Source organism: Spirillospora sp. NPDC047279 (assembly GCF_040643285.1).
GTDB lineage: Bacteria > Actinomycetota > Actinomycetes > Streptosporangiales > Streptosporangiaceae > Spirillospora.
Genome location: NZ_JBEYUA010000001.1, coordinates 128,316 through 154,972, shown reverse-complemented (window position 1 = coordinate 154,972; position 26,657 = coordinate 128,316). Strand labels below are relative to the sequence as shown.

Here is a 26,657-nt window from a genome sequence, read left to right as displayed (position 1 = left end):
CCCATGACCACGCAGAGGACCACCCACCTCCTTGCCCGTGACCGTGTCCCACAACCGCACCGTGTCGTCCCGACCACCCGTCGCCAAAGTCCGCCCGTCGGGGCTGAACGCCACCGAGAGGGTGCTGAGCGAAGCGAGGACCCGTCCGTTCCGCCGGGAGTCGCTCATGTCCCACAGCCACACCGCGTCCGGACCACTGCCGGCGAGGAGCCTGCCGTCGGGGCTGAAGGCGACGTCGGTGATCGTGGAGTTGGGGCCGGAGAGCTCCCGAACGGACAGCCGCCGCCTGAGATCCCACAGGCGGATCGCGTATTGGTCGCCGTCCGTGGTGGCGAGAGTTCTTCCATCGGGGTGGAGCGCGATCGGCCTCGTCTCCCCGTGGTGGGCGCTGGATCCCATCGGGCTCGTCTGGGCCCACGAGGCGGTTCGTGAGTCGCCCCAGGCGTTGAGGAAAAGCACCAGAGCGACGACGAAGCCGGCGGCCATGCCGTAGATCACGGCCTTGGCCAGCCAGCGTCTGGGCAGACCTTTCAGGGCTCCACTCTCGTCGTCCGATGCCGCCGGGAGCTTGCAGGCCTCGGTTGGGTCGGGATCAGGCTCCCGGAGTGGGGCGTGGCGCTGGTCGCCGTTCTCGTCCGGTGGGGGGTGGCCCGGTCGTGAGAGCTCCCTCAGGAGCTCATCGCCGGCCGCGCACCGTTCCCCGAGAACCGACTCGGCGGCGTCAAGGACGACACGGGGAACGGGCTGGCTGCACTCGTACCTGTGCGCCAGCTCCAGGATGGCCCACGCCACATCCGTCCGCACCTCCGGAACGACGTCCTGGTCGATGAGGTAGCGCAACATCCGCGCGGGCCGCCCGCTGCACACCTCGTGAATGATCATTGCGGAGCCGTCCGCCGACGGCGCGATGACCTGGGTCAGCCGGTCACCGTCCCAGCGCTCGAGGGCGCGCTCGAACGTGTCGTCGGCGCCGCTTTCGAGTGCGTGCGCGGAGTTCTCCAGCCCGAACCGGAGCCGGCGGGCGGCCTGCTCCGGCATGGTCTCGCCGAGACCGGGCAGCGCGTCCTCGACCGGCGGTGCGAAGCCGGGCGGAGGTTCGCCTTCGCCCCAGGTCCGGCACGCCCACACGAGTCTGAGGATGATGTCGTCGACCGTCCCGCGAAGGGACGCGCATCCGGACGTCAGCCGGAAGTCCAGTGCGGCCAGCACCTCCGGTGGGACGCCCTGCTGGATCTCCCGAACCGTCTCCCCGCCGAACGACGACTGTTCCAGCAGCTCGTCGAAATGATCTCGCCTGGCGTCCACAGTCGCTCCGTCCTTGGGAGCACGCCAGGAATGGGGATCATGAGAATTCATGGATCTGATTCACCTCTCCCCCGTGCCGCCGTCACACGACGCGGGATCGGCCGCGTCATGGTTTCCATGCTTGCGCCGGTAGCGCGCGAGCCGCCGTTCCGCGGCCTTCTCGGTCAGTTCGACCTCCGCGGCGGCCTCCTTCTGGGTGTAGCCCAGCGCCCGCAGGCCGACGACGTGACGTAGACCCGGATCCATCGGCTTGATCGCACGATCGACCAGGTCCTGGACGACGGCGTGCTCTTCGGGATCGACGACGCGCGGCCTGGCGGCCACCTTCTGGGCTTCGAGATCCTCGGCATAAGCGATGTGCACGACGCCGTCGGTCAGGATCTGCTCACGCCGCCAGACTCCGTACGCCTTGCAGAACGCGCACACGCAGGCGCCCACATAGAAGGTCTTGAGACTGGCGCCCTTGTCCGGGTCCCACCGGTTCAGGCGAAGCTGCCGGCGGAACAGTTCCACGCCCTCCAGCAGAGTGTCGATCGCGATCTGATATCGGTCGTCCGCCGTCCAGTCCAGATCGGCGGAATGACGCTTGAACTGGCACCGGCACTTCTGCGCCTTGGCGAAGATCTCTCCGTTGTTCAGCCACTTCATCATGATCGGAAAACCGTACGCCACCATCTCCCGAGCCAGCCGGTTGAACCGGTCGCCGGCGAAATCGTCCTCACGAAGCAGTTCGATCAATCGTTGGTCGACGGCGCGGCGTTGCGCACGGTCGTCGTCGTTCCCCGTTCTCGATTTCTCTGTCAGCTCCCGCTCGGCGATGTCGATCGCGCCAGCGAGATGATCGAGAGCCCTCTTATCCGAAAGGTCGCTGACCTCGATGAGAAGCACAGAATCAGGCTCCGGCTGACGGCTTCCGGCCTGGGACTCGGGTGGCTCCGGGTCAGGCCGGGAAACGTCCGACATGATCGGCTCCTCTGGGGAAGTAGGGGGCGCCGGCCCAGACGGAAGGTTGTCGCCTTAGCTATAGGAAGCACATCCGCCGTTCCCCCCGCACGATTTTTCCCGACCTTCACATCGGCGAACTCACCCTCGCCCCCCTCTCTCGGACGATCAAGTCCGCCCATCAATGCTCCGGGGGACGGGACGGCAACGCCCCCTATGAGATGCACAGGACGCGCCAGCAGGCAGCCTCCCGTCAGCCCAATACTTGATCAAAAGAATCGGGGCGTTATGAAGATCTTCTGTTCGGAAGTTCCGGAAGACATGATCGCTATTCAGCGAAGCAGAAGAATGGCCGTGAAGGTCTTCCTGCGAAACCACCTGAAGCGAGCCGCGCGCCTCAGCGGCCGGCCCCTGATCGTGGTCACGGCCGTGCCGATCGCCCCGACGGTGGCTTGGGCATTGATCGAGCACCCGGAGATGGCGGCGCCCGTAAGCGCGATCACCACGCTCTACATCGCCATGGTGAACACGCGAATGTGGCTGGGCGGTGCCAGGGACGAGAACTCCGAGACCTCCGAGACCGATGACAGGTCGTTCTCCCGACACGGATCCATCCGCGATCCGCGAACGCGCGCGCGGGAGTGACCCCCTTCAGGCACGGTGACCTCGAGCCGAATGGTCGTCACCACCCGCGCCGAGACCGAGAACGGCGAGGTCGTCGACAACCCGACCGAGGAGGCCATCCTCGCGCTGCTGGCTGGTCTCGACACCGCCGACAACACCTTTTCGTGATGGGAGGCGTGCAGGGGCTCGTTCCGTTCGCCCAGATGATGCGGGAGATCGACGCGGACAATGCGGGAGAACTGGGCCTGGGCTGGTACTGGCCCAGGGAATGCGTCGGGGTGGCGGTCGACAACAGCGCGGATGCGCTGGTGATCGACTGCACCCCCGGCCCGGACTTCGGGCAGGTGGGCAGGCACATGGAGGGCGAAGGCACGCTGTTCGGCTTCGAACCCGGCCCGTCCGCACCCAGCATCGGCGCGCTCCTGACCGACGTGGCCGACCGCCTGGAGCAAGGCCTGCCTTTCAGGGAGGGCATGCCCGCCTGGCGCCGCCATCCCGAGACCCCCACCGTCGTCGACGGCCGGCTGGTCTGGCACGCAGACTGGTCCCGTCCTCCGGACATCTACCCGACGGAGTGTCGCTGACCTGGACGTCCCAGTCGCATTGCCAGGCGGCTGCGCGGCGCGTGTTGGCGCTGGCCTGCCCCACACGATCACCGAGATCCTCGACGCCGCCGGCATCGGGATGGGGCCGAGGTCCAGGGATCGTGCCCGGTACGATCAGCGGATCATGACGACAGGGAACCTCGGGCGCCGCGACCGGCGTCCGAGGTCGATGAACCGTTTTCCTCCCGCTGACGGGTTCGTCGTGAACCTGCTTGAGATCGTCAACGACTACCCGACCGGCGATCCGGTGGAACTGCTGGGGTCGGTCGCCGAGATCCTCGCGGAGGACCCCGATCCCCACGTGCGGGCGGCGCACGTGCTCGCGCTCTACTCGACCAGCTTCTGGGCCGCCCACCGGCTCCGCGACCAGCCGGTCTACGACTCGATGATCGCCGCGGCGGCGCTGGCCGAAGAAACGCTGGACACCTGTGCGGAAGACCATCCGGGCAGCGTCGATCTCGGCGACCTTGAGCGCATCGTGCGATGGATCCCTGCGATCGAGGACCCCGAGGTGGCCACCGCCGCAGGACTCGCGAACCGCGACGAGATCGCGCTGTTCTCCTGCCCGGCCTGGCTCCGGCTGATGGCGAGGAAGGCCATGGGGGCGCTGCTGGCACGGCGCCCCGCCGAGTTCGGAATGCCGGATTTCGGCTTGCTGGCGCCTGCGTACGTGGTCGATGACTCCTTGGACGTCATCGCGCTCACCGTCAACGTCGGCTCTTTCCCTGAGGATCCGCCGTCGCAGGTCGCGAGCCTCTGGGCAGCCCAGAGGCTGCTCGGTGACGTTCCGCGGAACGAGCTGCTGCCGTTGACGGCGGTGGTCTGTTCTTCCCTGGTCGGACAGGACGCGACCGCACCGCCGGCCGTCCCGACCTACCTGCGGGAGGTTCTCAACCGAGTCGCGGCAGACTTCGCGTGCACGCACGGCGAGCGCCACAACACCGACCCCGTCGCCTGGCTCGCGGGCGTCGAGTACCTGTACAAGCCGATGCGCTTCGACGATGACGAGCCGGTGGACGAAGCACTGTGGCGCTGCCCCGGCCAACGCGCCGCAATGATCCGCGCAGCGCTCCAGCTCAGCACACCCCTCAAACAGTGACCGTGCTCGCGCCGCTGCGCCAGTAAGGCGGCAGCCCCAGCACAACTCCGCGCGACTCACCGCCGGAGCTTTACGACCCAGGACTGCCAGGTCCCAGAACCGGGCAAGATTCCTGGCGGGGCGGCGGGTGCGCTCGCACATGATCTTTCACTCGGCAGGCTCACCCCCGGCGGGTGAACTACGACCGCCGGGCTCGCTGCGAAGGTCGTGACCGCTGGCAAAGGATCTGGGCTACCTGAAGGGAGCGCATCCGTGATCCGCATGCTCGATGGGATGCCTGACGGGGTTCTCGGCGTCGAAACGGTCGGCAGGCTGACCGCGGACGACTACACCAACGTGCTCGCTCCAGCCCTGGACGCCGCCGTCAAGGAGACCGGAAAGATCCGCATCCTGCTCGTCTTCAGGCACGAGTTCGAAGGCATGAAGCCGGGAGCGGCCTGGCAGGACCTCAAGCTGGGCATCCGCGACTGGAACGCCTGGGAACGCATCGCACTCGTCACCGATCACGACTGGATGAAGGACGGGCTCCGGCTGTTCGCCTGGGCGATACCCGGCGACGTCAAAGCCTTCGGCCTGGCCGAACAAGACGAGGCAGCCGCCTGGGCCGCCGGCACCACCCACTGATCGGCAGCCGCCCGGATCCGCCGTCGGCGGCGGAACGGTCTCGGCGACGTGATGGACGAGGGCATCGAAGAATCCGTTCGAGGCCTTCGGCGCCGCCTGTCATCCTGACCGGATGCTGCTCAAGCTGACCGGGTCCAGCTGTTCGGGCAAGTCCACGCTCGCCTTCTGTGTGTCCGGCCGGCTCCAGCAGGTCGCCGTCCATGACTTCGACGAAGTCGGCGTACCGGAGCGGCCCGATCGCCACTGGCGCCATCGCATGACCGAATGGTGGGTGCGGCGCGCACAGGAGTATCAGGACCGCGGGATCGACCTCCTGCTGAGCGGCCAGTCCCCGCTGGGTGAAGTCCTGGCCGCCCCTTCCGCTCCGCAGCTGGACGGGATCGCCGTGTGCCTGGTCGACGTCGCCGACGAGGTTCGACGCGACAGGCTCACCGCGCGGGACCCTGGCCGGTGGGAAGCCGCCGAGGTCGAGGCGTTCCTCGGCTGGGCCGCCTGGCATCGCGGGCATGCCCGCGATCCCCGCCACCGGCCTGAGGCCATCATCAACGACAGCTGGCCGGGCATGGCCTGGCACCGCTGGACGGGCTGGACCGCCGAGCATCCACGATGGCGCACTCACCTGATCGACACCACCGGTCAGGCAGTCGCACACTCGGTGGAGCAGGTCGAGCAATGGGTGACCGAACAGCGCAAGGCACACCGTTCCGGCCGAGCCGCCGGACCGGGAACCGGCGACAGCAGCGTCACTCGAAGATCGAGCTCCGGGTGACATCGCTTTGGGGTGGTGGGCCTGGTGGAACCGCGAGGGCGTTCCGGATCCGGAACCGCTCTGTCCCGCCGAGGACTTTGAACGGGCGGGTGAGCGGATCGCGCATGTGCTGTCGGTTCCGGGCGCTGAGGGTGTCGGGCGGTGAGTGCTGCTGCGCGGGTGCAGTGCTCGCAACCGTCTGGGGCAGCTCCGCGGCGGGCGGCTCTGGAGATCAAGCGGGATCGACCGCGCTACTGCCGCGTGGCCGCGGACTGACGGGTTCTGGCTTTGATCTCACCCTTGGCCCCGATCCAGAGCCTGCAAGGTTGAGCCCGTGATGAAGAGATGCACCGCTGAAGGGGGTTGGGGTCTGGGGGGAGCCCCCGCTAAGGCTGTCCGAGCGGTAGCGAGGGCCTTGAAAAGGTCAGGCCCGGCGAGTGACCCGCACGTGACCGCTGCTGCCCCTTGATCAGCCTGGAGGCATGACGTCTCCAGGCTGATCAAGCCGCCGGCCGTGTGACTCACCGGAGTCTCGAGCGAGGGGGCCGACCCGTTCTCCGTGAGTCACATCGAACGAATCAGGCCCACCCGCACTTCATCGCCGACTGACCGTTCGCGTTCGCCGCGTAGACGCACACGCGGATGCTGGAGCCGCTGCCGGTCATGCTGAAACCGGAGTGGCTTCCACAGCCGCCGCCGGCCTCCGCCCAGTCCCGGTCGGTCACCCATCCGCTGCCGTTGACGAACTCGACCCGGACGACGCCGCTGCGTGAGTCGCATTTGTCGTCGTACACATACCCGTCGACATGCGTCGTACTGCCGCACCTGTACTTGTACCCGTCGGCATGGGCCTCGGGAACGGAGACGCGCCAGTACGTCTTACCCGAGCAGGCCGCCGCCTCGGCCGGGGCGCTGGTCGCGGTCACCCCCAGAAAGGGCACCGCCAGAGCGGCCGCCGCGACGGCGATGACGCGCTTCCTCTTGCGTGCTCCGCAGAGCTTGATGTTCTTCATGAGCCGAGATGATTCACGGTGCCGTTATCGAACCCTTATCGAGGCCAACAGGGGCGTGGAGCGGCCGGACACGCGGAGGCTTCGGCACGCCGGCCGAACGTTCCCTCCCCACCCGATGAATGCTGATCATCTTCTCTGCTGGGACGCGCCGTCGGTAAGCAGGACCCCTCTTCACGTCCGGCGGCGCGGTTGACGGCGACGTTTGGGGGCGGAGCGCTGTTGCGGTGGCTTCTTACGGGTGGACTCTTGTTGCGGCTTGCGACCACGGGAGCTGTTGGGGGTGCGGCCGCGGACAATGCCGATCAGTTCCTCCATGAGGTCGGTCGTCACGGCCTCGAGCCAGGCCAGGCCGATCTGGGACTGAGGAGCGTCGGTCACGGCGCGGTAGGTGAGGTCTTTGCGGTGGTGGAGTCGGGCCAAGGACTGCGGGAGCAGTAGGACACCGGCCCCCGATGCCACCAACCCGATCGCGTCAGCCGTGCTCTCAGGACGGGTGAAGCCGGGCTGCCCGGGGCGATCACCCCAGGCCAGGACGTCGTCGAGCGGCTCGAACACGTCCTCGTCGGCGAGATCGGCAAGCTCCACCTCCTCCACCGCGGCCACCACGTGATCCTTCGGCACCACCACCACGGTCGTCTCCACGTACAGCGGGATCACATGGAGGCCCTCGCGGTCGACGGGCAGGCGTACGAACGCCGCGTCCACACCACCGTCCCGCAGCAGGGGGACGACCTCGGCGGCGGGCATCTGCACCAGCCGAAGCGGCACCTCCCGCACCCGCTCGGCCCACACCCCGGCCCACTTCCCGGGCGTCACCCCCGGCACGTAGGCCAGGCGGAACTCACCATTGGTCACTTCCTCAGCCTAGTCACGACCAGGCAGCTCCCTCCCGCTGGCTACCCTTGAGGTCATGAGCACGTCCAAGGCGAAAACCCCGCAGACCATGAAGTCCGCGACCGCAGCCAAGAAGCTGGGGATCCTGCTGTCGGCGGCGCCCGCCGAGTTCCAGGAAGGCCCTGTCTCCCGGGACGAATTGAACGCGCTCCAAGCCAACCCGCCCTCCTGGCTCGCAGACCTGCGCCGCGAAGGCCCCCACCCCCGCCAGGTCGTCGCCGCCAAGCTCCGCGTCTCCATCTCAGGCCTGGCCCGCGGCGGCATCACGGGCCCCCTCACCACGGCCGAGATCGAAAACCTGAAGGCCGAAAACCCCGGCTGGCTGGAACGCGAGCAAGCCGTCCAAGCCGAAGTCCGCAAAGAAGAACTCCGCCTCAAGGAGCAGCGCGCCAAGGCCTGACTCTCGTGATGCCCCTGCCACAGGTACGTGGGCGGAGCGAGTGACGGGAATCGGACCCGCGCTACCAGTTTTGGGAAGTCGCATCCCCTGATCACCGCCCACCAGCCAACTCTCTGACCTGCACCAACGCAAACCACTCCCCACTGACGACCGTACGAGCCCGCAAGTCCCCGCTCCCAAAGGGCACGCAACGGGCACCCGACTCGCCTGTCTACGTGTGGGAGGTCGAGCGCGGCTTTCTGGAGGAGTACACGTCCCGGGCTGCGAACCTCTGCGAACTACGCGCGAAGGTTCGCAAAGGTAGATTGGTCTCATGACCGCCCAGCCCGAGGAACCGACCGCGCCGCATGACCCCGGCGAAGACCCGGCCGCGATCTTCGATGCACTGCCGGCGTCACACCGTGACCAGTTCCGGGCCGAGTACGACGCCGCACTGGACGCCGCGCACGACCTGGCACGGTTCAAGCAGGTGCAAACGCTTCTCCGGCAGTGGCGGCTCCGGGCGATCGCGTACGCGCGTCCGGGCTACGAAGAGGCCGTCCAGGATGCGCTGAATGGCCGCGAAGAAGCCTTCGTCCACTACACCCCGCCCGGCTGGGAAGGCCGGGTGTGACCCACCGCTTCAATGGTTTCCACGGACGCGCGCTCTACGAGCTGAACGGCCTGCCCGAAGAGGTCCGCAACGGCCCGCTCCTGCAGCGGCTCCTCCAACTCCTCGAAACCCCGTGGGACGCGGTCCCCGAACGGTCCGGCCTGACCGCGGTCCGCCACGCCTACTTCGGCGAGCACAACCAAGGCATGCTCACCCTGCTGGTAGACGACGACGCCGAGACTTTGCGCATCATCGACATCCTGTGGGTGGGGTAGCGGCGTAGCCACTGCTTGTCCCCCAACTTCCCCTCCCCCGCCCCGATGAATGCCGCACGTTGCGGCGGCGACGCCCGGCCGAATTGCACGGCGACAAGGGCTACGACTTCGCCGACCTGAGACGCCGGCTGCGCGCACGCGGCATCGTTCCGCGCATCGCTTGCGGCGGCATCGAGTCCTCCAGCCGGCTGGACCGCCATCGCTGGGTAGTCGAACGCACGGGTGTCGTGGCTGAGCGGCTGCCGCCGCCTGCACCGCCGCTACGAACGCAAACCCGAGCACTTCCTAGCCTTCGTCGGCATCGCCGCCACCCTCATCTGTCACCGCCGACTCATTAAATGAGATGTCGTCTAAGTTCTCTCCGCGCGAGCGGGGGTGGTCCGCTGGTCGTGGCGGCCGCTGGGAAGAGGCCGGCGGCCCCGGAGTCTGCACTAGACGGAGTGCGTTGTGCCGGGTGGTGGTGGGGTGTCCGGGGTGATAGATGAGTGATAAAAGATCTTGAGCCCTGATCGACTGTGTCGTGATCAGGGCTCTGAGCTGGGAGTTCTTTGGAGCGAGTGACGGGAATCGAACCCGCGCTACCAGCTTGGGAAGCTGGAGTTCTGCCATTGAACTACACTCGCGCGGGCCGCCTGAGGGGGCGGCCGTTCGGCCATGGTACCGGAATCTGGGTGGTTGGCGAGACGGGCGCGGGGCGGACTGCGGGGCGGGTGGTCTAGCCGGTAGCTTTTCTGACGTGCTGCTCTCCGATCGCGATATCAGGTCCGAGCTCGAGTCCGGGCGGGTCAAGATCGACCCGTTCGAGGCGAGCATGGTTCAGCCGTCCAGTGTGGACGTGAGGCTGGACCGGTACTTCCGGGTGTTCGAGAACCACAAGTACCCGCACATCGACCCGATGATCGAGCAGAGCGATCTGACGCGGATGGTCGACGTGGAGCCGGACGAGGCGTTCGTGCTGCACCCCGGGGAGTTCGTGCTGGCCTCGACCTATGAGATCTTCGCGTTGCCCGACGACCTGGCCGCCAGGTTGGAGGGGAAGTCGTCGCTCGGCAGGCTGGGGCTGCTCACCCATTCGACGGCGGGGTGGATCGATCCGGGGTTCAGCGGGCACGTGACGCTGGAGTTGTCGAACGTCGCGACGTTGCCGATCAAGTTGTGGCCGGGGATGAAGATCGGGCAGATGTGCCTCTTCAGGACCAGCTCGCCGGCCGAGTTCCCGTACGGGTCCGAGCGGTACGGGTCGCGGTACCAGGACCAGCGGGGGCCGACGCCGTCGCGGAGCTATCTCAACTTCCACCGCACGAGGGTATGAGCCGGAGCGAACTGGAAGCCGACCTCAGGCGGTACGACCCGCTCGTGAAGCGGCGGCCGTGGGGGTGGCGGCTCTCAAACGGGGCGTTCGTCAGCAGGAACGGCTCGGTCAAAGGGGATGACCGGCTGGCCCGGGGGCTCGTGAGGGCGTCGGGCGAGGAGGCCCTGGAGGATCTGATCCGGGTCTTCGTTCCCGGAGTGTTGTTGCCCGCGGAGCTCGCCACGTTGTTGCAGGGGCTGCTGCCCGCGGTGGTGATCCGCGAGGATCCCGATCTCGGGCTCTTCTGGTTCGACAACGACGATCCCGACCTGACCGTCAGCGCGCATGAGGTGCGCGGGGAACTACCGCCGGCGGTGGCGGCGACCGGGCGGTTCTACGTGTGCGGGATCGACGACGCGCGGGGGCCTTCACCGGAGTCGGCCGAGAGGGCGTTCCGGATCGCCGAGGCGATCGGCGGGACGGCGGTGGATCGTTACGGTTTCAGGGTGACCGAAGTGACCCAGATCACCAAAAGATGAAACATCTTCTGAACGAAGGTAACTTCGGTTGGTGCAAAGCAATGGCTCCGGTTTGACGCTCTAGTTGCGCGAAGCCCCTCGCACCGGAAGCCGTTAGGGAAACTCCCGAGCGCTCAGCAGTTTCCGCGCACCCCCGGCCCCCCGGGCGCGTCAGGTCAGGCGCGTGAACGCGGAAACCCGAAAGGAGACCGTGTCCACACTCCGCGCGGAAAACGTTACCAAATTGTTCGGCCGCAAGGCCGTAGAGGCCAGTCGAAAACTCGGCTCCGGCGCGGATCTGAAGGAAATCCGCGCCATGGGCGTGACTCCGGCCGTGGTGGACGCCTCCTTCGAGGTGGCGAGCGGTGAGATCTTCGTGGTGATGGGCCTGTCCGGGTCCGGCAAGTCCACATTGATCCGCATGCTGAACGGCCTGCTCGACCTGACGTCGGGCACCGTCGAAATCGACGGCGAGGATCTGGCCAGCCTGTCCGGCAAGGCTCTGCGCACGCTCCGGCAGAGCAAGGTCAGCATGGTCTTCCAGCATTTCGCCCTCTTCCCGCATCGCTCCGTCCTGGCCAATGCCGCCTATGGCCTCGAGGTACAGGGTGTCTCCAAGGCTGAACGCGAGAAGACGGCCCGGGAGTTCCTGGGACTCGTGGGCCTGGACGGCTGGGAGGACAAACTCCCCGGCCAGTTGTCCGGCGGAATGCGGCAGCGCGTCGGGCTCGCGCGCGCCCTGGCGGCCGGCACCGACATCATCCTGATGGACGAGGCGTTCAGCGCGCTCGACCCGCTGATCCGGCGCGAGGTGCAGGATCTGCTGCTCGACCTCCAGTCACGGCTCGGCAAGACGATCGTGTTCATCACCCACGACCTGAACGAGGCGATGCGCATCGGCGACCGGATCGCGGTGATGCGGGAGGGCCGGATCGTCCAGATCGGCACCGCCGAGGAGATCCTCACCGATCCGGCGAACGACTACGTCGCGCAGTTCGTCGCCGACGTGGACCGCACCCGGGTGCTGACGGCCGCGTCGGTGATGGAGAAGCCGCTGGTCACCGTGCCCGCCAACACCGGGCCCCGGACGGCGCTCCGCACGATGCGCGAGCATCAGACGTCGGCGGCCTTCGTGGTCGGCCGTGACCGCACGCTCGCCGGGACGGTCGAGGCCGCCACCATCGCCGATGCCGTGCAGGACGACGTCCAGGCGCTGGACGGGCTGATCGACACCGAGACCATCGTGCCGGTCCGGCCGGACACGCCCGTCGCCGACCTGTTCGCCCGTTCGGCCGAGAGTGCTCTGCCGGTCCCGGTCACCGACGAGAGTGGAACGCTCCTGGGCGTGATCCCCCGGGTCACGCTGCTGGCGGCGCTCGGAGCCATCAACAGCCACCTGCCCGACGACGTGCCTGTGGACGACCTGACCGAGGAGTCCTCGGACGAGCCGATGGCCAAGGGAGGTGCCGCCTGATGTCGGATCGTGTACTCGCCGCGGACGTGCCCCGGGTCCCGGTCGGCGACTGGTTCGCCAACACCGTCACCTGGCTGACCGACAACGTGTCGTGGCTGTTCGAGGCGATCGCCGAGGCGGGCGAGTCGACCGTGGAGGGGCTGGCCGACCTGCTGAAGGCCACACCTCCGCTGGCCCTCACCGTCGTTCTGGCGCTGCTCGCCCTGTGGCTCAGCGGATGGAAGCTCGGGCTCTTCACGCTGGTCGGCTTCGGCCTGATCGACAACATGGAGCTCTGGGAGCCCGCGATGGACTCCCTCGCGCTGGTGCTGGTCGCCGCGCTGGTCGCGGTGGTGCTCTCGATCCCGATCGGGATCGCGGCCGCCCGCAACGATCTGGTGAGCCGCGTTCTCCGGCCGATCCTGGACCTGATGCAGACGATGCCGGCCTTCGTCTACCTGATCCCGGCGATCTTCTTCTTCAGCATCGGCGTCGTGCCCGGCGTGGTGGCGACGGTGATCTTCGCTCTCCCGCCGGGAGTGCGGCTGACCGAGCTGGGCATCCGCGGCGTCGACACCGAGATGGTGGAGGCGGGCGAGGCGTTCGGCACCCCGCCGGGCCGCATCCTGACCCAGATCCAGCTTCCCCTCGCGATGCCGACGATCATGGCCGGGATCAACCAGCTGATCATGCTCTCGCTCTCCATGGTCGTCATCGCCGGCATGGTCGGCGCGGGCGGCCTCGGCGAGGAGGTGCTGGAGGGCATCCAGCGGGCCGACATGGCCACCGGATTCGAGGGCGGCATCGCCGTCGTCGTCCTGGCCGTCTTCCTCGACCGGGTCACCAGCGCGCTCGGCGACCGCACGGCGGTCGCCCGCGCCGCGGCACGGGCCGCCACCTGACCGGCGTCGCTCCCCGACCGCTCCCAAGACGTCTCTTTCATCCGCTCCCCAAAGGAAGGACGCCCATGCGTCTCCCGTTCAAGAAGGCGGCCGTCGCCGCCGCCGCGCTGTCCCTCAGCCTGACCACCCTCGCCGCCTGTGGCGGTGACGACGGCGGCTCCGGCGGCTCCAGCAAGAAGCTGACCATCGGCATGGTGACCGGCTGGGCCGAGGGCGAGGCCGCCACGGCGTTGTGGGACAAGATCCTCACCGACAAGGGCTACGACGTCGATGTCAAGGCCCTCGACACCGGACCGCTCTACACCGGCATGGCCAAGGGCGACGTGGACCTGTTCCTCGACTCCTGGCTGCCGGGCACGCACGAGGACTACTGGAAGCAGTACGGCAGCAAGCTCGAGAAGGTCGGCATCTGGTACGACAAGGCGCCGCTGACGATCGCGGTGCCGACCTACTCGCCGCTGAAGTCCCTGGCGGACCTCAAGGGCAAGGGCTCGGCGTACGGCGGCAAGATCATCGGGATCGAGAAGAGCTCCGGCCTCTACCGGATCTCCAAGGAGAAGATGCTTCCGGCGTACGGCATCGAGGGCGAGTACGAGGTGACCACCTCCTCGACCGCCGCCATGCTCGCCGAGCTGAAGAAGGCCACCGACGCCAAGAAGGACATCGTCGTCACCCTGTGGCGTCCGCACTGGGCCTACAGCAAGTTCCCGATCCGCGACCTGACCGACCCCAAGGTCGCCATGGGCGCGCCCGACGGCGTCAACACGGTCGCCCGCAAGGGCTTCAGCGAGGACCAGGCCGAGGTCGCCGGCTGGCTCAAGAAGTTCAAGATGAACGACCAGCAGCTCGGCTCGCTCGAGGACCTGATGGAGAACAAGTACAAGGGCAAGCCGGAGCAGGCCGTCGACGAGTGGCTGAAGGCCAACCCGGACTTCGTCAAGTCCATCACCGGCTGATCCACGGCTCACCCGAGCCCGAAGAGTCCGTACGTTCACGTGGGCCCCGCTCGTCTCGATCGAGCGGGGCCCGCGCCGTATGCCGACCGCCGAGGTCGGCCGAGGTGCGCCGTGTACCGACCGGCCGGGAGTCAGCCGGCGATGCCGACGATGAACATGACGGCCAGGACGCCCGCGCCGGTCGCGCACAGGGTCAGGACGCGCGGATGGCGGCTGTGGGCCTCCGGCAGGATCTCCGCGGCGGCCAGGTAGAGCAGCACCCCGGCGAAGAACCCGAGGTACGGGCCGAGCACCTCGCGCGGCACCTCCACCAGCATCGTGATCAGAGCGCCGGCCACGGGGGCGGCCGCGTCGGCGGCCAGCAGCGCGATGGCCGGGCCGCGGTCGGTGCGGTTGAGGGACGCGGCGGTGAACGTGTTGAAGCCGTCCGCGAAGTCGTGCGCGATGACGGCGAGCGCCACGAGGAGTCCCACGGACGAGCCTGACTGGAAGCCCAGCCCTATGCTCAGGCCGTCGACGAAGCTGTGCCCGACCAGCGCGCTCGCCGCCACCAGGCCGACCTTGCCCTGCTCGTTCCCATGGTCCTGGGCGGCCGGGTCCTGGGCGGCCGGGTCCTGGGCGGCGTGGCCGTGGCCGTGACGATGCCGGTGCGGCGCGTACTCGGACTCGTGCGCCTGGTGGATGGCGGTCGCCTGCTCGATCACGTGCAGGAGCAGGAAACCGCAGGCGAAGCCTGCCATCGGGGCGGGCACGCCCAGCCACGACAGGTCGGACAGTTCGAGGGACTCGGGCACCAGGTCGAACGCGGCGATCCCCAGGATCAGCCCGCCGACGAGGCCGAGCACCAGGTGCCGGTGGTCGCGCACGCGCATCGCGACGATGCCGCCGACCAGCGTCATCAGCGCCGACACCACCGCGAGGACCACAGCCATGGTCCGGTCCTATCAGCCGCGTGACCACAGCGGCCCCACGCGCACCCCAAGCCCGCACCGAGAACCGAAAGGATCTTGAACAACGGAACGGTAACGATGCACCGGGCTCACCCGGCACGCCGCATGATCATCGGGGTAGCGTCCGCTCCGCGAACGATCTTGATCTTCGACGCCCCCGAAGGGACCCCCGCCATGCGTCGACTGACCGCGGCCCTCACCGCCGCGCTCGCACTCGCGGCCGTCACCGCCTGCTCGGCCGGTACGGAGCCGCGCACCGGCTCACTCGCGGGCGCCGCCGGCACCGGGCTCTCGGGCAAGCTCCGCACCACCGCCAAGCAGGCGTTCGTCGGCGCCGACGGCCCCGAGCGGCTGAACGGGCCCAACATCCAGCCCGTCTGGGGCGCGGACGACATCGGCACCTGGGACCAGAACACGTACGACCAGATCAAGGCCAAGGGCTTCACCGCCGTACGGATGGTCCTGTTCTGGGACGACTTCGAGCCCGCCAAGGGGCAGTGGAACGAGACCGCGTTCACCGTCCTGTCGACGGCGCTCGACCGCGCCGAGGCGGCGGGGCTGTACGTGATCTTCGACTGCGTGCACCTGTACGGGCAGCCCGAGGGGCAGTCGCGCGTGCCCGCGTGGGCCCGGACGGCCGACGGCATGGGCGCCGTGGCGACCAACGGCCTGGGCTTCCTCCAGCAGCTCGCCACCCGCTTCGGCGCCAGCGAGGCGCTCGCCGCGTACGACCCGGTGAACGAGCCGTACCGGTGGCCGGTCGACCACCGCACCGTCCTCGCCGACTACACCAAGATCATCAACGCGATCCGGGCCAGGGACGCCGACACCGGCATCATGGTCGAGCCGACCTACGGCGACGCCAAGGTGCCCGAGGCCGACCTCGCCGCGCTCGCCCCCACCGACCGGAGCAACCTGATCTGGTCGTTCCACGACTACTACGTCGGCGGCAAGGGCGAGGGGTACGACGCCAACGGCATCGGCGTCAGCCCGAACGCCTCGGACGGCGACACCGGCTACGACCCCGCCGACAAGGCCGACCTGGCCACGCATCTGAACGTCCAGCTCGGCATCGCGGCCAAGGCGGGGCTGCCGGTGTGGATCGGCGAGTTCGGCATCGGCGCCGACGCGCCCGGCCACGACCAGTTGATCAAGGACAAGGTCGCCCTCTACAAGGCCAACGGCCTCGGCTACTCGTGGTGGGAGTACAAGGACGGCAGCGGCGCGTTCAGCATGATCGACCACGAGGACGACGGCTGGAAGCCCTGGGTCGACCTGCTCTTCTGACGGAGCGGCCACCCGGAAGGACAAGGCCACCACTGGAAAGACAGGCCACCACTGGAAAGACGAAGGCGCCCGCCCCCGTTCCCGGGGCGGGCGCCTTCGTCGTGCTTGGGCTGACGGCGCCCTACTCGGCGCCGGCGGGCGCCTTACTCGGCGCTGACGGGCTCCTTCTCGGGAGAGGTGCCCGCGGCGCCCCCGCCCTTGATGGAACGGATGAGCAGCTGGGAGACGTCCACGACCTCCAGCGACTCCTTGGCCGCGCCCTCGTTCTTCTTCTCGTTGATGGCGTCGCCGAGCATCACCAGGCAGAACGGGCAGGCCGTCGAGACGGTGTCGGGATTGGTCTCCAGCGCCTCGTCCACGCGCTCGGTGTTGATGCGCTTGCCGATGCGCTCTTCCATCCACATGCGCGCGCCGCCGGCGCCGCAGCAGAAGCCGCGGTCCTTGTGGCGGTGCATCTCCTGCGTCTTGACGCCCGGCACCTTGGCCATGATGTCGCGCGGCTGCTTGTAGACCTTGTTGTGGCGGCCCAGGAAGCAGGGGTCGTGGTAGGTGATGTTCTCCTCGATCGGGGTGACCGGGGTGAGCTTGCCCTCGTCGACCAGGTGCGCGAGCAGCTGGGTGTGGTGCACGACCTCGTACTCGCCGCCGATCTGCGGGTACTCGTTGGCCAGCGTGTTGAAGCAGTGCGGGCAGGTCGCGACGATCTTCTTGACGCCCGCGTCGTTCAGCGTCTCGACGTTCTGCTGGCCGAGCATCTGGAAGACGAACTCCATGCCCAGGCGGCGCGCCGGGTCACCGGTGCAGGCCTCCATCGGGCCGAGGACGCCGAACTTGACGCCCGCGATGTGCAGCAGCTCGGCGACCGCCTTGGTGGTCTTCTTGGCCCGGTCCTCCAGGGCGCCGGCGCAGCCGACCCAGAAGAGGTACTCCATGTCCTCGGGCATCTTCTCGTCGACGACCTCGACCTCGAAGTCGAGCTCCTCGATCCATTCGAGCCGCTTCATCTCGGACATGCCCCACGGGTTGCCCTTGTTCTCGAGGTTCTTCAGCATGACGCCGGCCTCGCTCGGGAACGAGGACTCGATCATCACCTGGAAGCGGCGCATGTCGAGGATGTGGTCGATGTGCTCGATGTCGACGGGGCACTGCTCGACGCAGGCGCCGCAGTTGGTGCAGGCCCAGAGGACGTCGGGGTGGATGACGCCGTCCTCGGCGACGAGTTCCTTGTCGACCTCCATGGCGAGCTTCTGCTCGTCGGTGAACTTCTCGCGCTCCTCCTCGGAGGCGAGCATGTAGGGCGCCTTGTGGAACGCGTGGTCGCGCAGCTCCAGGATGACCATCTTGGGCGACAGCGGCTTGCCGGTGTTCCAGGCGGGGCACTGCGACTGGCAACGACCGCACTCGGTGCAGGTCGCCATGTCCAGGAGGCCCTTCCAGGTGAAGTCCTCGATCTTGCCGCGGCCGAAGGTGTCCTCGTCCGGGTCGGCCTCCTCGAAGTCGAGGGGCTTGCCGTTGCTCATCATCGGCTGGACGGCGCCGAGGCCGTCCGGGCGGCGCTTGAACATGACGTTCAGCGGCGCGATGAAGATGTGCAGGTGCTTGCTGTTGACGACGATCACCAGGAAGACGAGCGCGACGCCGATGTGCAGCAGCAGGCCGATGGACCCGAGCACTTCCAGCGTGTCGTGGCTCAGCCCGTCGAACAGCTTGCCGACGGCGTACGAGCCGTACGCCGCCTTCCCGTAGGCCAGCTCGTCGGCGGCCGACGACACGCCCCGGAAGAAGAACATCGTCCAGATGACGTTGAAGATCATGAAGAGGATGACCCAGGCGCCGCCCAGGTGCGACCCGGAGAACCGGGACTTGCGGCCCAGCTTCTTCGGCGCGTTCTTGAACCGGATGATCGCGAACGTGATCAGGCCGAGCAGGCAGAGGATCGCGATCGTGTCCTGGACGAACCCGATCGGCCCCCACGTCTGCAGGAACGGGATGTGCGTGCCGAGCCCGAACAGCAGCTCGACGGCGGCCTCGCCGTAGACGGTCGCCAGGAGGATGAACGCCCACATGACGGCGGCGTGCGCCAGGCCCGCGACGGTCCACTTCAGGAGCTTCTTCTGCCCCATGACCTCGACGACCTGGCCCTCGATGTCGGCCTTGGGGTCACGCTTGACCTGGAGGACGCGGTCGGGGTCGGGCTGGCCGCTCTTGAAGAGCTTCCACAGGAACAGCACCCGCCGGCCGGCGAGCGCCAATGCGACCGCCGTCCCGGCGAGCCCAATGATCAATGTGAGCCAGAACACTGTTCCGTCCTCCTGAGGTACGGGCGTTGGCTGTCAGCGTAGGGCTCGCGACAGACTGCGTTTCATCCGGGGCCCGAATACTACTCGGCAGTAGCTTATGTGTGATAGCCCGGACCTCTCGCCTGGATCTTCCGACGCTTATATATGCCTCGTGACCTCCACCGCAATCCCCTCCTGACCACGTCGCGAACACCGCCGGTGACGTCCCCCACACGACGGAACGGGGCGCCCTCCCCGTCATGACAGGAAGAGCGCCCCGCTGTGAGCTCCCGGATCAGCGCGGAGCGGTGTTCGTCCAGGCGGCCTCGGTGATGGTCGAGGACGAGACCTTGGAACCTGCGGGGAGGTGGGCGTTCATGCCCGCCGGCTTCACGATGACGGTCTCGTTGCCGAGCGCCCGCCCGGCGCCCTCATCGACGATCACCCGGTGCTCCAGGACCCCGTTGCCGGTCCGCTCGGTCATCACCAGCGCGGTACCGGTGCGGCCCTCGCCGTCCACGACCGGGCCGACCGCCTTGATCGACTTAAGCTGGGCGAGCATCCGGAACGCCCCGGCCCGCACCTTCGGCGTCACCGGCATGTCGGTGATCAGACCCCGGGTGACCTGGAAGAGCCACTCGTCGGAGCCCATCGGCTCGCTCGACGACTCGGTGCTGTGCCCGTTGTACCAGCGCAGGAGCTGCGTCCTGAGGGCGCCCGGCTCGCTCGGCAGGCGTGCGAGGTCCTTCATCGTGACGTTGCGGCCGAGCCAGAAGACCTTGTCGCCGTCGACCAGGTCAGAGCCGTTCACCTGCGGCTTCCCGGGAGCCGCCGCCAGTTTGGTGGGCGGCTTGCGGATCTTGCTGCCGGGCGCGATGGGCACCTCGACCTCGAAGCTGGCCGGGGAGCCCGCGCGCCGCCAGGCCGCGGTGTCCGCCGCGGTCGCGGGCCGGGCGCCGAGGTACTGCTCCGAGCCGTAGGACTTGTGGCGCGGCTTGGCCGGCGTCCACCCCTCGCCCCTGGTCGTCACGACGATGGTGTAGCCGTTCGCGGGCGTGCCGACCTGGTAGTACAGCCGGCTTGTCGTGGCGACGCGCCAGTACGCGCCGGACGCGAGCGGCTCGCCGTCGGCCCGTTCGGCGGCGGCGAGCAGGACCGTCCGGGCGTTCAGGGCGACCGGCGCCTGAACGCTCGGGCTCCCGCCGGCGGTCGGCCCGTCGTCGCCCGTGCCGCCGCCGTCTCCTGGACCGGTGCCGGCGGTGGCGACCACCAGCGCCGCCGCCGCGGCCGCTCCGACCAGCCCCAGGCCCCACATGGGCCTGATCCGGCGGCGCGCCGGAACGGCCGTGCGCCGCGGTGAGGCCGACATCGCCCGAGCGATCTCCGCCTCCCGCGTGGCCTCGTCCACGGCCGCGCCGAACTCCTCCGGCCGGGCCTCCGCCAGCGCGCGCATCACATCGCGGGTCATGACATCTCCTCACTGGTGATCCCGACACGGGGGCGAACGGCTCGTGCCGTCTCCGGTCCCGGCTCCTCGACCGCGCGCAGCAGCCGCTTGCGGGCCCGGTGCAGCCGGACGCGCAGGGCGGCGGGCCGGCAGCCGAGGACGCGCGCGGCGTCCCGCGGCGACAGGCCCTGCCACGCGATCAGGATCAGGATCTCCCGGTCGTCCTCCGCGAGGGTCGCCATGGCCCGCACCACCGCGAGCCGCTCGGCGACGCCCTCGGCGACGTCACGTTCGGCGGGCTCGGCCCAGTGCCGCAGCTCGGCGTTGAACGCCTCGCGGCGGGTCTCGGCGCGGTAGTTGTCGCGCAGCACGTTGCGGGCGACGCCGAGCAGCCAGGGCAGTGCCGGCTCCGGCACGTCGGCCAGCCGCCGCCACGCCACCGCGAAGGTCTCGCTCACCACCTCGTCGGCGACCTGCCGGCCGGCACGGCTGACCGCGTAGGCCCACACCCGCTGCCGGCACGCGTCGTAGATCGCCGTGAAGCGCCGGGCGTCCGCGGCCGCGTCGGCCCCGCCGGCCTTACCGGCCCGGCCGGATCTGGCGGCTCTGTCGGCTCTGTCGGCTCTGTCGGCTCTGCTGTCGGACGTCACACCCGCACCTCCGTTCCGTTCGTCCCGTGTCCTCCGTCACCAGGAAGTGGAACGAGGGAGGCGGGTGTTACACGGCGGCTTCCCGGGCGGCGCGGATCGCCGTGCGCTGCGCGGAGTCAAGGTATTCGTCGATCCGGGTGATGTGGCCGTCGCGCACCTGGAGGTACATGGCGCAGTGCAGTTCGACGTCCCGCCCGTCCGGCAGGGTGCCGTGCAGGACGTGCTGCTGCATGACGCCGTCGTCGAGCGAGGCCCTCCGCACCACCTCGTAGCGCAGCCCCGAGACCACCCGGTGCAGGCCCTTCAGGACCTTGAGGTTGTCGTCGACGGGCTGTTCCACCAGGTCGTCGTTGTGCCAGATCACGGCGTCGGGCGCGTAGATGGAACGGACGGTGTCGATGTCACCGGCTTCGAGGGCGGCGAAGAAACGGTCGATGACCTGGTCGTGCATGGTGTGTCTCCGGGGGTGCGGGGCGGGAAGCGGGGCGGGGCGAGGGGGCGGGGAGTGGGAGGGGCTTCAGGCGAGGTCGTTGATCAGCTGGGGGTAGTCCCAGACGCCGGCGACCGGCATCGGGAAGATCACGGGCAGGTCGATCCCGGCGGCGCGGTAGTCGGCCACCCGCGCCCGGCAGGCCGCGGCGTCGCCGTGCGCGACGAACCGGTCGGCGGCCTCCTGCGGGACGTGCCGGGCGGCCGTCGCGCGGTCGCCGGCCAGGACGTGCCGGCGGACCTCATCCAGCGGGACGCCGAAGAGCCGGTCGGCCGCCGGGTGGAGGGCGTAGCGGGGAACGACGGAACGTGCGGCCTCGGCGGCCACCTCGGCGTCGCCGGACAGGCAGGTGTGGATCACCGCGAGCACCTGGACGGACGCCGGGTCGCGTCCCGCCTCGACGGCGGCGGCGCGCACCTTGACGGCCGCCTCGCCCGCCTGGCGCGGCGACATGAGGTTGAGGATCACGCCGTCGGCGATCCGGCCGGCGAGGTCGAGCATGCGCGGCCCGAGCGCGGCCAGGTAGACGGGCATGCCCGCCCGCGGCGGGCGGTCGAGCGGGATCGGCGCGGTCCGGAAGACCTCGCCCTCGTGCTCCTTGCCGGCCAGGACGGCGCGGACGACCCCCACGTACTCCTCGGTCATGGCGAGCGGCGCGAACGGCGCCAGCCCGAACCGCGCGTTCATGATCGTGTTGCCGGTGCCCAGGCCGAGCACGAACCGTCCGTCGGACGCGTCGTCCAGCACCGCCGCGGTCTTGGCGGCGAGCACCGGCGGACGCAGCGCCGCGTTCACGATCGCCGTGCCGACCTGGACGTGCCGGGTCGCGGCGATGATCGGGTGGCACAACGACAGCGCGTCGCCGTGCCCCTCGGCCACGAACACCGACGTGAAGCCGGCCTGCTCGGCGAGGCCGCCGATCTCGCCGATGCGGGCGGGCGGCAGGCCGCTGTGCGAGGCGATGGAGAGTCCGAGTCCGGCGGTCATGAGGCGGCCCTCCGTCGAAGCTCGCGCTTGAGCACCTTGCCGGTGGTCGTGCGCGGGAGCACATCGGTGAATTCGGCGCTCTTCGGGCACTTGAACCCGGCGAGGCGCTCCCGGCACCAGTCGATGACCTCCGCCGGCGTCACCGGGCCCGCGCCGGCCACGGGGATGATCACGGCGTGCACGGCCTCGCCCCACTTCGGGTCCGGCACCCCGATCACCGCGACCTCGGCGACGGCGGGATGGTCGGCCAGCACGGCCTCGACCTCGGCCGGGTAGATGTTCTCGCCACCACTGATCACCATGTCCTTGGCGCGGTCGAGGATGGAGAGGTACCTGTCGGCGGTCAGCCGGCCGACGTCGCCGGTGCGGTACCAGCCGTCGTCGGTGAACGCCTCCTTCGTCGCCTCCGGGTCCTTCCAGTAGCCAGAAAAGAGGCATTCCCCCCGGATCAGCACCTCACCCGGCGAACCGGTGTCCACCTCGCGCCCGGCACCGTCGACGATCTTGACCTCCCAGCCGAAGGCGACCCGGCCGGCGCTGGCCAGCTCGGGTTTCTCGGGCAGATGGTCCTCGGGCGCGAGCAGGCTGATCATGCTCTGGCTCTCGGTGTTGCCGTAGATCTGGCGGAACCGGCAGCCGAACGTGCCGAGCGCGACGGTCAGGGCGGCCGGGGTGATCGGCGCCGAGCCGTAGGCGATCTCGACCAGGCTGCTCAGGTCCGCGCCGCCGCGGCGGCGCACCTCGGCCACGAGCATCTCGACCAGCGAGGGGCCCGCGGTGAAGAACTGCACGCGGTCACGTTCGACGGCGTCGACCACGGCCGCGGGATCGAACGCGGTGTGCACGTACAACGTCCCGGCCGTCAGCATGACCTGCATCGCCTGGCCGTATCCGCCCAGGTGGAACAGCGGCATGATCTGCAGGTGCCGCGACCCGGCCACCTGGTCGCCGATCTCCAGGGCGAACGCGGCGACGCTCTGGATCAGGGCGCCGTGCCGGAGCGGGATGCCCTTGGGGCGCCCGGTCGTCCCGCTGGTGTGCAGCAGCGCCATCACCGACTCGCCCGACAGCGCGGGACGCGGGGGCGGCGGGGCGTCGAGCGCGTCGCCCGGCGTCCAGCCGTCCGGGACCGTTCCAGCATCGGAGGCGGGGGCGCCGATCACGACGCCGGGCAGCGTGGCGGCGGCCTCGACCAGGCCGGTGAACTCCGCGTCGGCCGCGACCGCGACCGGCTCCAGCAGGGCGAAGAGGTCGGTCAGCTCGCGCGCGGACAAGCGCCAGTTGACGAAGGCCGGGATCGCCCCGGCGCGCATGAGCGCGAAGGCCTGGATGAGGAAGTCGGCGCTGTTCTTGGCCACGACCGCCACGACGTCGCCCGGCGCAACGCCCCGGGCCGCCCAGCCGCCGGCTTTGCGCTCCAGGAGGTCGAGCACCTCGCGGTAGGTGTGCCGGGCGCCGCGGTCGTCGATCAGGGCGGGCAGATCGGGATGAACGGTCGCACGCCATTCGATCACGTGGATCCAGCTCTGCATCCCTTTTGCCCCTTTCGCCCTCCCGAAAAAGCATCATTGCAGAAATCATTTCTGTAGGACAGACTCCGAGCGATGAATCTCTCCGCGCCTGATCTCTCCGGCCTGCGCCGCGACATCGCGCTGGCCTGCCGGGTGCTCGCGCACCAGGGCCTGGCCGCCGACGTGCTCGGCCATGTGAGCGTCCGGACCGGCGACGGCCGCATGCTCATCCGCTGCCGCGGCCCGCGGGAGAGCGGACTGCTGTTCACGACCCCGGACGACGTGCACGAGGTCGGGCTCGACGGGCCGTACGACGACCTGCCCGGCGGCTACGCCGTGCCGAGCGAACTGCCGATCCACGCGGAGACGCTGCGACGCCGGCCCGACGTGACCGTGGTCGTGCACGCCCACCCGCCCGCGGTGGTCGCGGCCGACCTGGCCGGCCTCGCCCTGCGCCCGATCGTCGGCGCGTTCAACATCCCGGCGACGCGGCTGGCGGCCGACGGCGTCCCCGTCCATCCGCGCGGCGTGCTGATCCGGCGCGCCGACCTGGCCGCGGAGATGCTCGCGGCGATGGGGGACGCGCCGGTCTGCGTGCTGCGCGGCCACGGCGTCACGACGACCGGCGCCACGATCGCGCAGGCGGTGGTCCGCGCCCTCAACCTCGAAGCCCTCGCCCGCATCACCCTCGACGCCGCCCAGGCGATGGCCGGCCGAGGCCCGGCGCCCGTTCAGCCGCCCGATCTGCCGGCGGCGGACATCGCCGAGCTTCCCGATCTGGGCGCCGCGCTCAACGAGGAGTCCGTCTGGCGCCACCACCTGGCCCGGCTGTCCCACGCCGGGCTGTCCGTCTGAAGAAGGGCTCCTCGTGCTCGATGTCACCGCCGTCGTCGCCGACGTCCGGCGCGGGATGATCCCCGCCCACGTCTACAACGACCCCGAGGTCTTCGCGCTGGAACGCGACCGGTTGTTCTCCCGCGCCTGGGTGTTCCTCGCGCACGAGTCCGAGATCCCCGACCCGGGCGACTACGTCGTGCGCCGCGTGCTGGCCGACTCGTTCATCGTGGCGAGGGACGAGAACGGCACGGTGCGCGCGATGTTCAACATGTGCCTGCACCGCGGCATGCAGGTGTGCCGGGCCGAGATGGGCAACGCCTCGCACTTCCGCTGCCCGTACCACGCCTGGACGTACCGCAACGACGGGCGCCTGGTCGGCCTGCCGTTCCACGTGGACGCGTACGGTGGCGAGGACGGCTTCGCCAGGAAGGGCCAGGGCCTGCTGCCCGCCCCGGCGCTCGACACCTACCGGGGCCTGATCTTCGCCAGCCTCGACCCGGACGCGCCGCCGCTCCGCGAGTACCTCGGCGACTTCGCGTTCTACCTCGACCTCTACGCCGCCCAGAGCCCGGCGGGCCTGGAGTTGCGCGGGCCGCAACGCTGGCGGGTCAAGGCCAACTGGAAGATCGGCGCCGAGAACTTCGCGGGCGACAGCTACCATACGCCCCACACCCACGCGAGCGTCGTCGACATCGGGCTGTTCCGCGAGCCCAAGGCGAGCAAGCGCAAGGAGGGCGCCCTCTACACGGCGGGCCCCGGCGGCGGGACCACCTACAAGCTGCCGCCCGGCGACCTCGACGAGAAGCTCCGCTACGTCGGCTACCCGGACGAGATGATCGAGCGGATGCGGGCGTCGTGGTCGCGCGCCCAGCGGGGCCTGGTCGAGGACGACGGCTTCATGGTCTCGGCCGCGACGCTCTTCCCCAACCTGAGCCTCGTGCACAACTGGCCGAAGATCGACGACGCCGGGACGGTCGTGCCGTTCATCTCGCTCCGGCAGTGGCAGCCGGTGTCGGCGAACGAGACCGAGGTGTTGTCGTGGTTCGCCGTCGACGCCGCCGCGCCGGAGTCGTTCAAGCGCGACTCCTACAAGGCGTACATCATGTGCTTCGGCAGTTCCGGGATGTTCGAGCAGGACGACGTGGAGAACTGGGTCTCCATCACCGACGTCGCGCAGGGCACCATGGCCCGGCGGCTCAACCTCAACAGCCGGATGGGGCTGACGTCCGACGACAAGCCGATCAAGCCGCCGCTCGCGGACTTCTCCGGGCCCGGCACCGCCTACCAGGGCTTCGGCGAGTTCAACCAGCGGCACTGGTTGTCGATGTGGGGCGACCACCTCCTGCGCGAGCCCGCGGTCCACGCGCCGATCGACCTGGGGGCGGCGCGATGAGCCGGCCGCTGCGCTACGGCGACCCCGTCCACCAGGACGCGCACCAGTTCCTGGTCGAGGAGGCCGCGACGCTCGACCGCCAGGACTTCGGCGGCTGGCTGCGCCTGCTCGCCGACGACATCCGCTACGTGATGCCGGTCCGGGTGACCACCGCGCGCGGCGCGGGCTTCGACTCGCTCGCCGACATGGGCCACTTCGACGAGGACATGTACGCGCTGCGCAAGCGCGTGGAACGGTTCGCCACCGAGCACGCCTTCACCGAGGACCCGCCGTCCCGCACCCGGCGCTTCATCAGCAACGTGCGCACGTTCCGCCTGGACGGCGACGGTGACGGCGACGGCGACGGCGACGGCGACGGCGGCGGTGGCGGCGGCGGCGGTGAGCTGCGCGTCGAGTCGTACATCCTGCTCTTCCGCAGCCGGGGCGACACCCGCGAGCACGACCTGCTGTCGGCGGGCCGGGCCGACGTCCTGCGCCCCACCGCCGCCGGCCACCTGCTCGCCCGCCGCGAGATCACCGTCGACGAGTCCGTGCTCCGCACCCAGAACCTGGCGCTGTTCCTATGAGCGAGGTTCCTGTGAACGA

General features: G+C 69.3%; 27 protein-coding genes, 1 tRNA gene and 3 pseudogenes. 19 read left to right on the top strand and 12 right to left on the bottom strand.

Going from position 1 to position 26,657, the window contains the following annotated elements:
* Positions 1 to 1,305 (bottom strand): annotated as a pseudogene (locus ABZ810_RS00780) (hypothetical protein); the annotation flags it as partial.
* 60 nt (positions 1,306 to 1,365) lie between these two features.
* Entirely contained in the window at positions 1,366 to 2,193 is an 828-nt protein-coding gene (locus ABZ810_RS00775) for a hypothetical protein (protein ID WP_358397472.1), read from the bottom strand.
* Between the two features lie 342 nt (positions 2,194 to 2,535).
* Between ABZ810_RS00775 and ABZ810_RS00770 the strand changes: the two genes are divergently transcribed.
* The 6 genes from ABZ810_RS00770 to ABZ810_RS00745 all read left to right on the top strand — a co-directional run bounded on the left by ABZ810_RS00770 (position 2,536) and on the right by ABZ810_RS00745 (position 5,968).
* Positions 2,536 to 2,892 (top strand): hypothetical protein, encoded by a 357-nt coding sequence (locus ABZ810_RS00770; protein ID WP_358397469.1) that lies wholly within the window; start codon positions 2,536 to 2,538, stop codon positions 2,890 to 2,892.
* A 15-nt stretch (positions 2,893 to 2,907) separates the two neighbouring features.
* Positions 2,908 to 3,039 (top strand): hypothetical protein, encoded by a 132-nt coding sequence (locus ABZ810_RS00765; RefSeq protein ID WP_358397467.1) that lies wholly within the window; start codon positions 2,908 to 2,910, stop codon positions 3,037 to 3,039.
* Positions 3,039 to 3,455, top strand: coding sequence for a hypothetical protein (locus ABZ810_RS00760; protein ID WP_358397465.1), 417 nt, complete (start codon positions 3,039 to 3,041; stop codon positions 3,453 to 3,455). Before ABZ810_RS00765 ends, ABZ810_RS00760 begins: the two co-directional genes overlap by 1 nt.
* Positions 3,456 to 3,600: 145 nt before the next feature.
* Positions 3,601 to 4,575 carry a hypothetical protein gene (locus tag ABZ810_RS00755; RefSeq protein WP_358397463.1) on the top strand — a complete coding sequence of 325 codons (975 nt, stop codon included), beginning with the start codon at positions 3,601 to 3,603 and terminating at the stop codon, positions 4,573 to 4,575.
* 273 nt (positions 4,576 to 4,848) lie between these two features.
* The gene (locus tag ABZ810_RS00750) at positions 4,849 to 5,199 is read left to right on the top strand and encodes an STAS/SEC14 domain-containing protein (RefSeq protein ID WP_358397461.1); all 351 of its coding nucleotides are present in this window, start codon (positions 4,849 to 4,851) and stop codon (positions 5,197 to 5,199) included.
* Between the two features lie 112 nt (positions 5,200 to 5,311).
* The gene (locus ABZ810_RS00745) at positions 5,312 to 5,968 is read left to right on the top strand and encodes a hypothetical protein (protein ID WP_358397459.1); all 657 of its coding nucleotides are present in this window, start codon (positions 5,312 to 5,314) and stop codon (positions 5,966 to 5,968) included.
* Between the two features lie 557 nt (positions 5,969 to 6,525).
* Here the strand turns inward: ABZ810_RS00745 and ABZ810_RS00740 are convergent.
* Both ABZ810_RS00740 and ABZ810_RS00735 read right to left on the bottom strand, forming a co-directional pair.
* Positions 6,526 to 6,960: a hypothetical protein gene (locus ABZ810_RS00740; protein ID WP_358397457.1), complete on the bottom strand. Its 435-nt coding sequence runs from the start codon at positions 6,958 to 6,960 to the stop codon at positions 6,526 to 6,528.
* 171 nt (positions 6,961 to 7,131) lie between these two features.
* A complete protein-coding gene (locus tag ABZ810_RS00735; protein WP_358397456.1) occupies positions 7,132 to 7,815 on the bottom strand; it encodes a LysR substrate-binding domain-containing protein in 684 nt (227 codons plus the stop codon).
* Between the two features lie 55 nt (positions 7,816 to 7,870).
* Between ABZ810_RS00735 and ABZ810_RS00730 the strand changes: the two genes are divergently transcribed.
* The 4 genes and pseudogenes from ABZ810_RS00730 to ABZ810_RS00715 form a co-directional block, all read left to right on the top strand.
* Positions 7,871 to 8,254, top strand: a complete 384-nt coding sequence (locus ABZ810_RS00730) for a DUF5997 family protein (protein ID WP_358397454.1) — start codon at positions 7,871 to 7,873, stop codon at positions 8,252 to 8,254.
* Between the two features lie 313 nt (positions 8,255 to 8,567).
* Positions 8,568 to 8,867, top strand: coding sequence for a DUF6247 family protein (locus tag ABZ810_RS00725; RefSeq protein ID WP_358397452.1), 300 nt, complete (start codon positions 8,568 to 8,570; stop codon positions 8,865 to 8,867).
* Positions 8,864 to 9,121, top strand: coding sequence for a hypothetical protein (locus ABZ810_RS00720; protein ID WP_358397449.1), 258 nt, complete (start codon positions 8,864 to 8,866; stop codon positions 9,119 to 9,121). The genes ABZ810_RS00725 and ABZ810_RS00720 overlap by 4 nt, the downstream gene beginning before the upstream one ends.
* Before the next feature lie 65 nt (positions 9,122 to 9,186).
* A pseudogene (locus ABZ810_RS00715) lies at positions 9,187 to 9,463 on the top strand (transposase); the annotation flags it as partial.
* 207 nt (positions 9,464 to 9,670) lie between these two features.
* On the opposite strand, the gene ABZ810_RS00710 reads toward ABZ810_RS00715, so the two are convergent.
* Positions 9,671 to 9,744, bottom strand: a tRNA-Gly gene (locus ABZ810_RS00710).
* A 113-nt stretch (positions 9,745 to 9,857) separates the two neighbouring features.
* Here ABZ810_RS00710 and dcd point away from each other — a divergent pair.
* From dcd to ABZ810_RS00685, 5 genes and pseudogenes are all read left to right on the top strand, one after another.
* Positions 9,858 to 10,433: a dCTP deaminase gene (dcd, locus tag ABZ810_RS00705; protein ID WP_358397447.1), complete on the top strand. Its 576-nt coding sequence runs from the start codon at positions 9,858 to 9,860 to the stop codon at positions 10,431 to 10,433.
* Positions 10,430 to 10,951, top strand: a complete 522-nt coding sequence (locus ABZ810_RS00700; RefSeq protein ID WP_358397444.1) for a hypothetical protein — start codon at positions 10,430 to 10,432, stop codon at positions 10,949 to 10,951. The genes dcd and ABZ810_RS00700 overlap by 4 nt, the downstream gene beginning before the upstream one ends.
* A 295-nt stretch (positions 10,952 to 11,246) precedes the next feature.
* Positions 11,247 to 12,404 carry a glycine betaine/L-proline ABC transporter ATP-binding protein gene (locus tag ABZ810_RS00695; RefSeq protein ID WP_358397442.1) on the top strand — a complete coding sequence of 386 codons (1,158 nt, stop codon included), beginning with the start codon at positions 11,247 to 11,249 and terminating at the stop codon, positions 12,402 to 12,404.
* Between the two features lie 161 nt (positions 12,405 to 12,565).
* Positions 12,566 to 13,285: pseudogene (locus ABZ810_RS00690) on the top strand (ABC transporter permease subunit); the annotation flags it as partial.
* Between the two features lie 65 nt (positions 13,286 to 13,350).
* Positions 13,351 to 14,241 carry a glycine betaine ABC transporter substrate-binding protein gene (locus tag ABZ810_RS00685; RefSeq protein ID WP_358397440.1) on the top strand — a complete coding sequence of 297 codons (891 nt, stop codon included), beginning with the start codon at positions 13,351 to 13,353 and terminating at the stop codon, positions 14,239 to 14,241.
* A gap of 131 nt (positions 14,242 to 14,372) precedes the next feature.
* Here the strand turns inward: ABZ810_RS00685 and ABZ810_RS00680 are convergent, their stop codons facing one another.
* Positions 14,373 to 15,173: a ZIP family metal transporter gene (locus ABZ810_RS00680; protein WP_358397438.1), complete on the bottom strand. Its 801-nt coding sequence runs from the start codon at positions 15,171 to 15,173 to the stop codon at positions 14,373 to 14,375.
* Positions 15,174 to 15,365: 192 nt separating this feature from the next.
* On the opposite strand from ABZ810_RS00680, the gene ABZ810_RS00675 reads away from it, so the two are divergent.
* Entirely contained in the window at positions 15,366 to 16,478 is a 1,113-nt protein-coding gene (locus ABZ810_RS00675) for a cellulase family glycosylhydrolase (RefSeq protein WP_358397436.1), read from the top strand.
* Positions 16,479 to 16,621: 143 nt separating this feature from the next.
* Here the strand turns inward: ABZ810_RS00675 and ABZ810_RS00670 are convergent, their stop codons facing one another.
* The 6 genes from ABZ810_RS00670 to ABZ810_RS00645 form a co-directional block, all read right to left on the bottom strand.
* Positions 16,622 to 18,778: a (Fe-S)-binding protein gene (locus ABZ810_RS00670; protein WP_358397433.1), complete on the bottom strand. Its 2,157-nt coding sequence runs from the start codon at positions 18,776 to 18,778 to the stop codon at positions 16,622 to 16,624.
* 274 nt (positions 18,779 to 19,052) lie between these two features.
* A complete protein-coding gene (locus ABZ810_RS00665) occupies positions 19,053 to 20,225 on the bottom strand; it encodes a CU044_5270 family protein (RefSeq protein WP_358397431.1) in 1,173 nt (390 codons plus the stop codon).
* Entirely contained in the window at positions 20,222 to 20,854 is a 633-nt protein-coding gene (locus ABZ810_RS00660; protein WP_358397429.1) for a sigma-70 family RNA polymerase sigma factor, read from the bottom strand. The genes ABZ810_RS00665 and ABZ810_RS00660 overlap by 4 nt, the downstream gene beginning before the upstream one ends.
* A gap of 67 nt (positions 20,855 to 20,921) precedes the next feature.
* A complete protein-coding gene (locus ABZ810_RS00655) occupies positions 20,922 to 21,305 on the bottom strand; it encodes a nuclear transport factor 2 family protein (RefSeq protein WP_358397427.1) in 384 nt (127 codons plus the stop codon).
* A 66-nt stretch (positions 21,306 to 21,371) separates the two neighbouring features.
* The gene (locus ABZ810_RS00650) at positions 21,372 to 22,331 is read right to left on the bottom strand and encodes an LLM class flavin-dependent oxidoreductase (protein WP_358397425.1); all 960 of its coding nucleotides are present in this window, start codon (positions 22,329 to 22,331) and stop codon (positions 21,372 to 21,374) included.
* Positions 22,328 to 23,863 carry an AMP-binding protein gene (locus ABZ810_RS00645; protein WP_358397423.1) on the bottom strand — a complete coding sequence of 512 codons (1,536 nt, stop codon included), beginning with the start codon at positions 23,861 to 23,863 and terminating at the stop codon, positions 22,328 to 22,330. The genes ABZ810_RS00650 and ABZ810_RS00645 overlap by 4 nt, the downstream gene beginning before the upstream one ends.
* Before the next feature lie 72 nt (positions 23,864 to 23,935).
* Here ABZ810_RS00645 and ABZ810_RS00640 point away from each other — a divergent pair, with 72 nt between their 5' ends.
* From ABZ810_RS00640 to ABZ810_RS00630, 3 genes are read left to right on the top strand one after another with little or no spacing between them, the layout of a single operon-like run.
* A complete protein-coding gene (locus ABZ810_RS00640) occupies positions 23,936 to 24,697 on the top strand; it encodes a class II aldolase/adducin family protein (protein ID WP_358397420.1) in 762 nt (253 codons plus the stop codon).
* 13 nt (positions 24,698 to 24,710) lie between these two features.
* Positions 24,711 to 26,072, top strand: coding sequence for a Rieske 2Fe-2S domain-containing protein (locus tag ABZ810_RS00635; protein ID WP_358397418.1), 1,362 nt, complete (start codon positions 24,711 to 24,713; stop codon positions 26,070 to 26,072).
* Entirely contained in the window at positions 26,069 to 26,638 is a 570-nt protein-coding gene (locus tag ABZ810_RS00630) for a 3-phenylpropionate/cinnamic acid dioxygenase subunit beta (RefSeq protein ID WP_358397416.1), read from the top strand. The genes ABZ810_RS00635 and ABZ810_RS00630 overlap by 4 nt, the downstream gene beginning before the upstream one ends.
* Positions 26,639 to 26,657 lie beyond the last annotated feature (19 nt).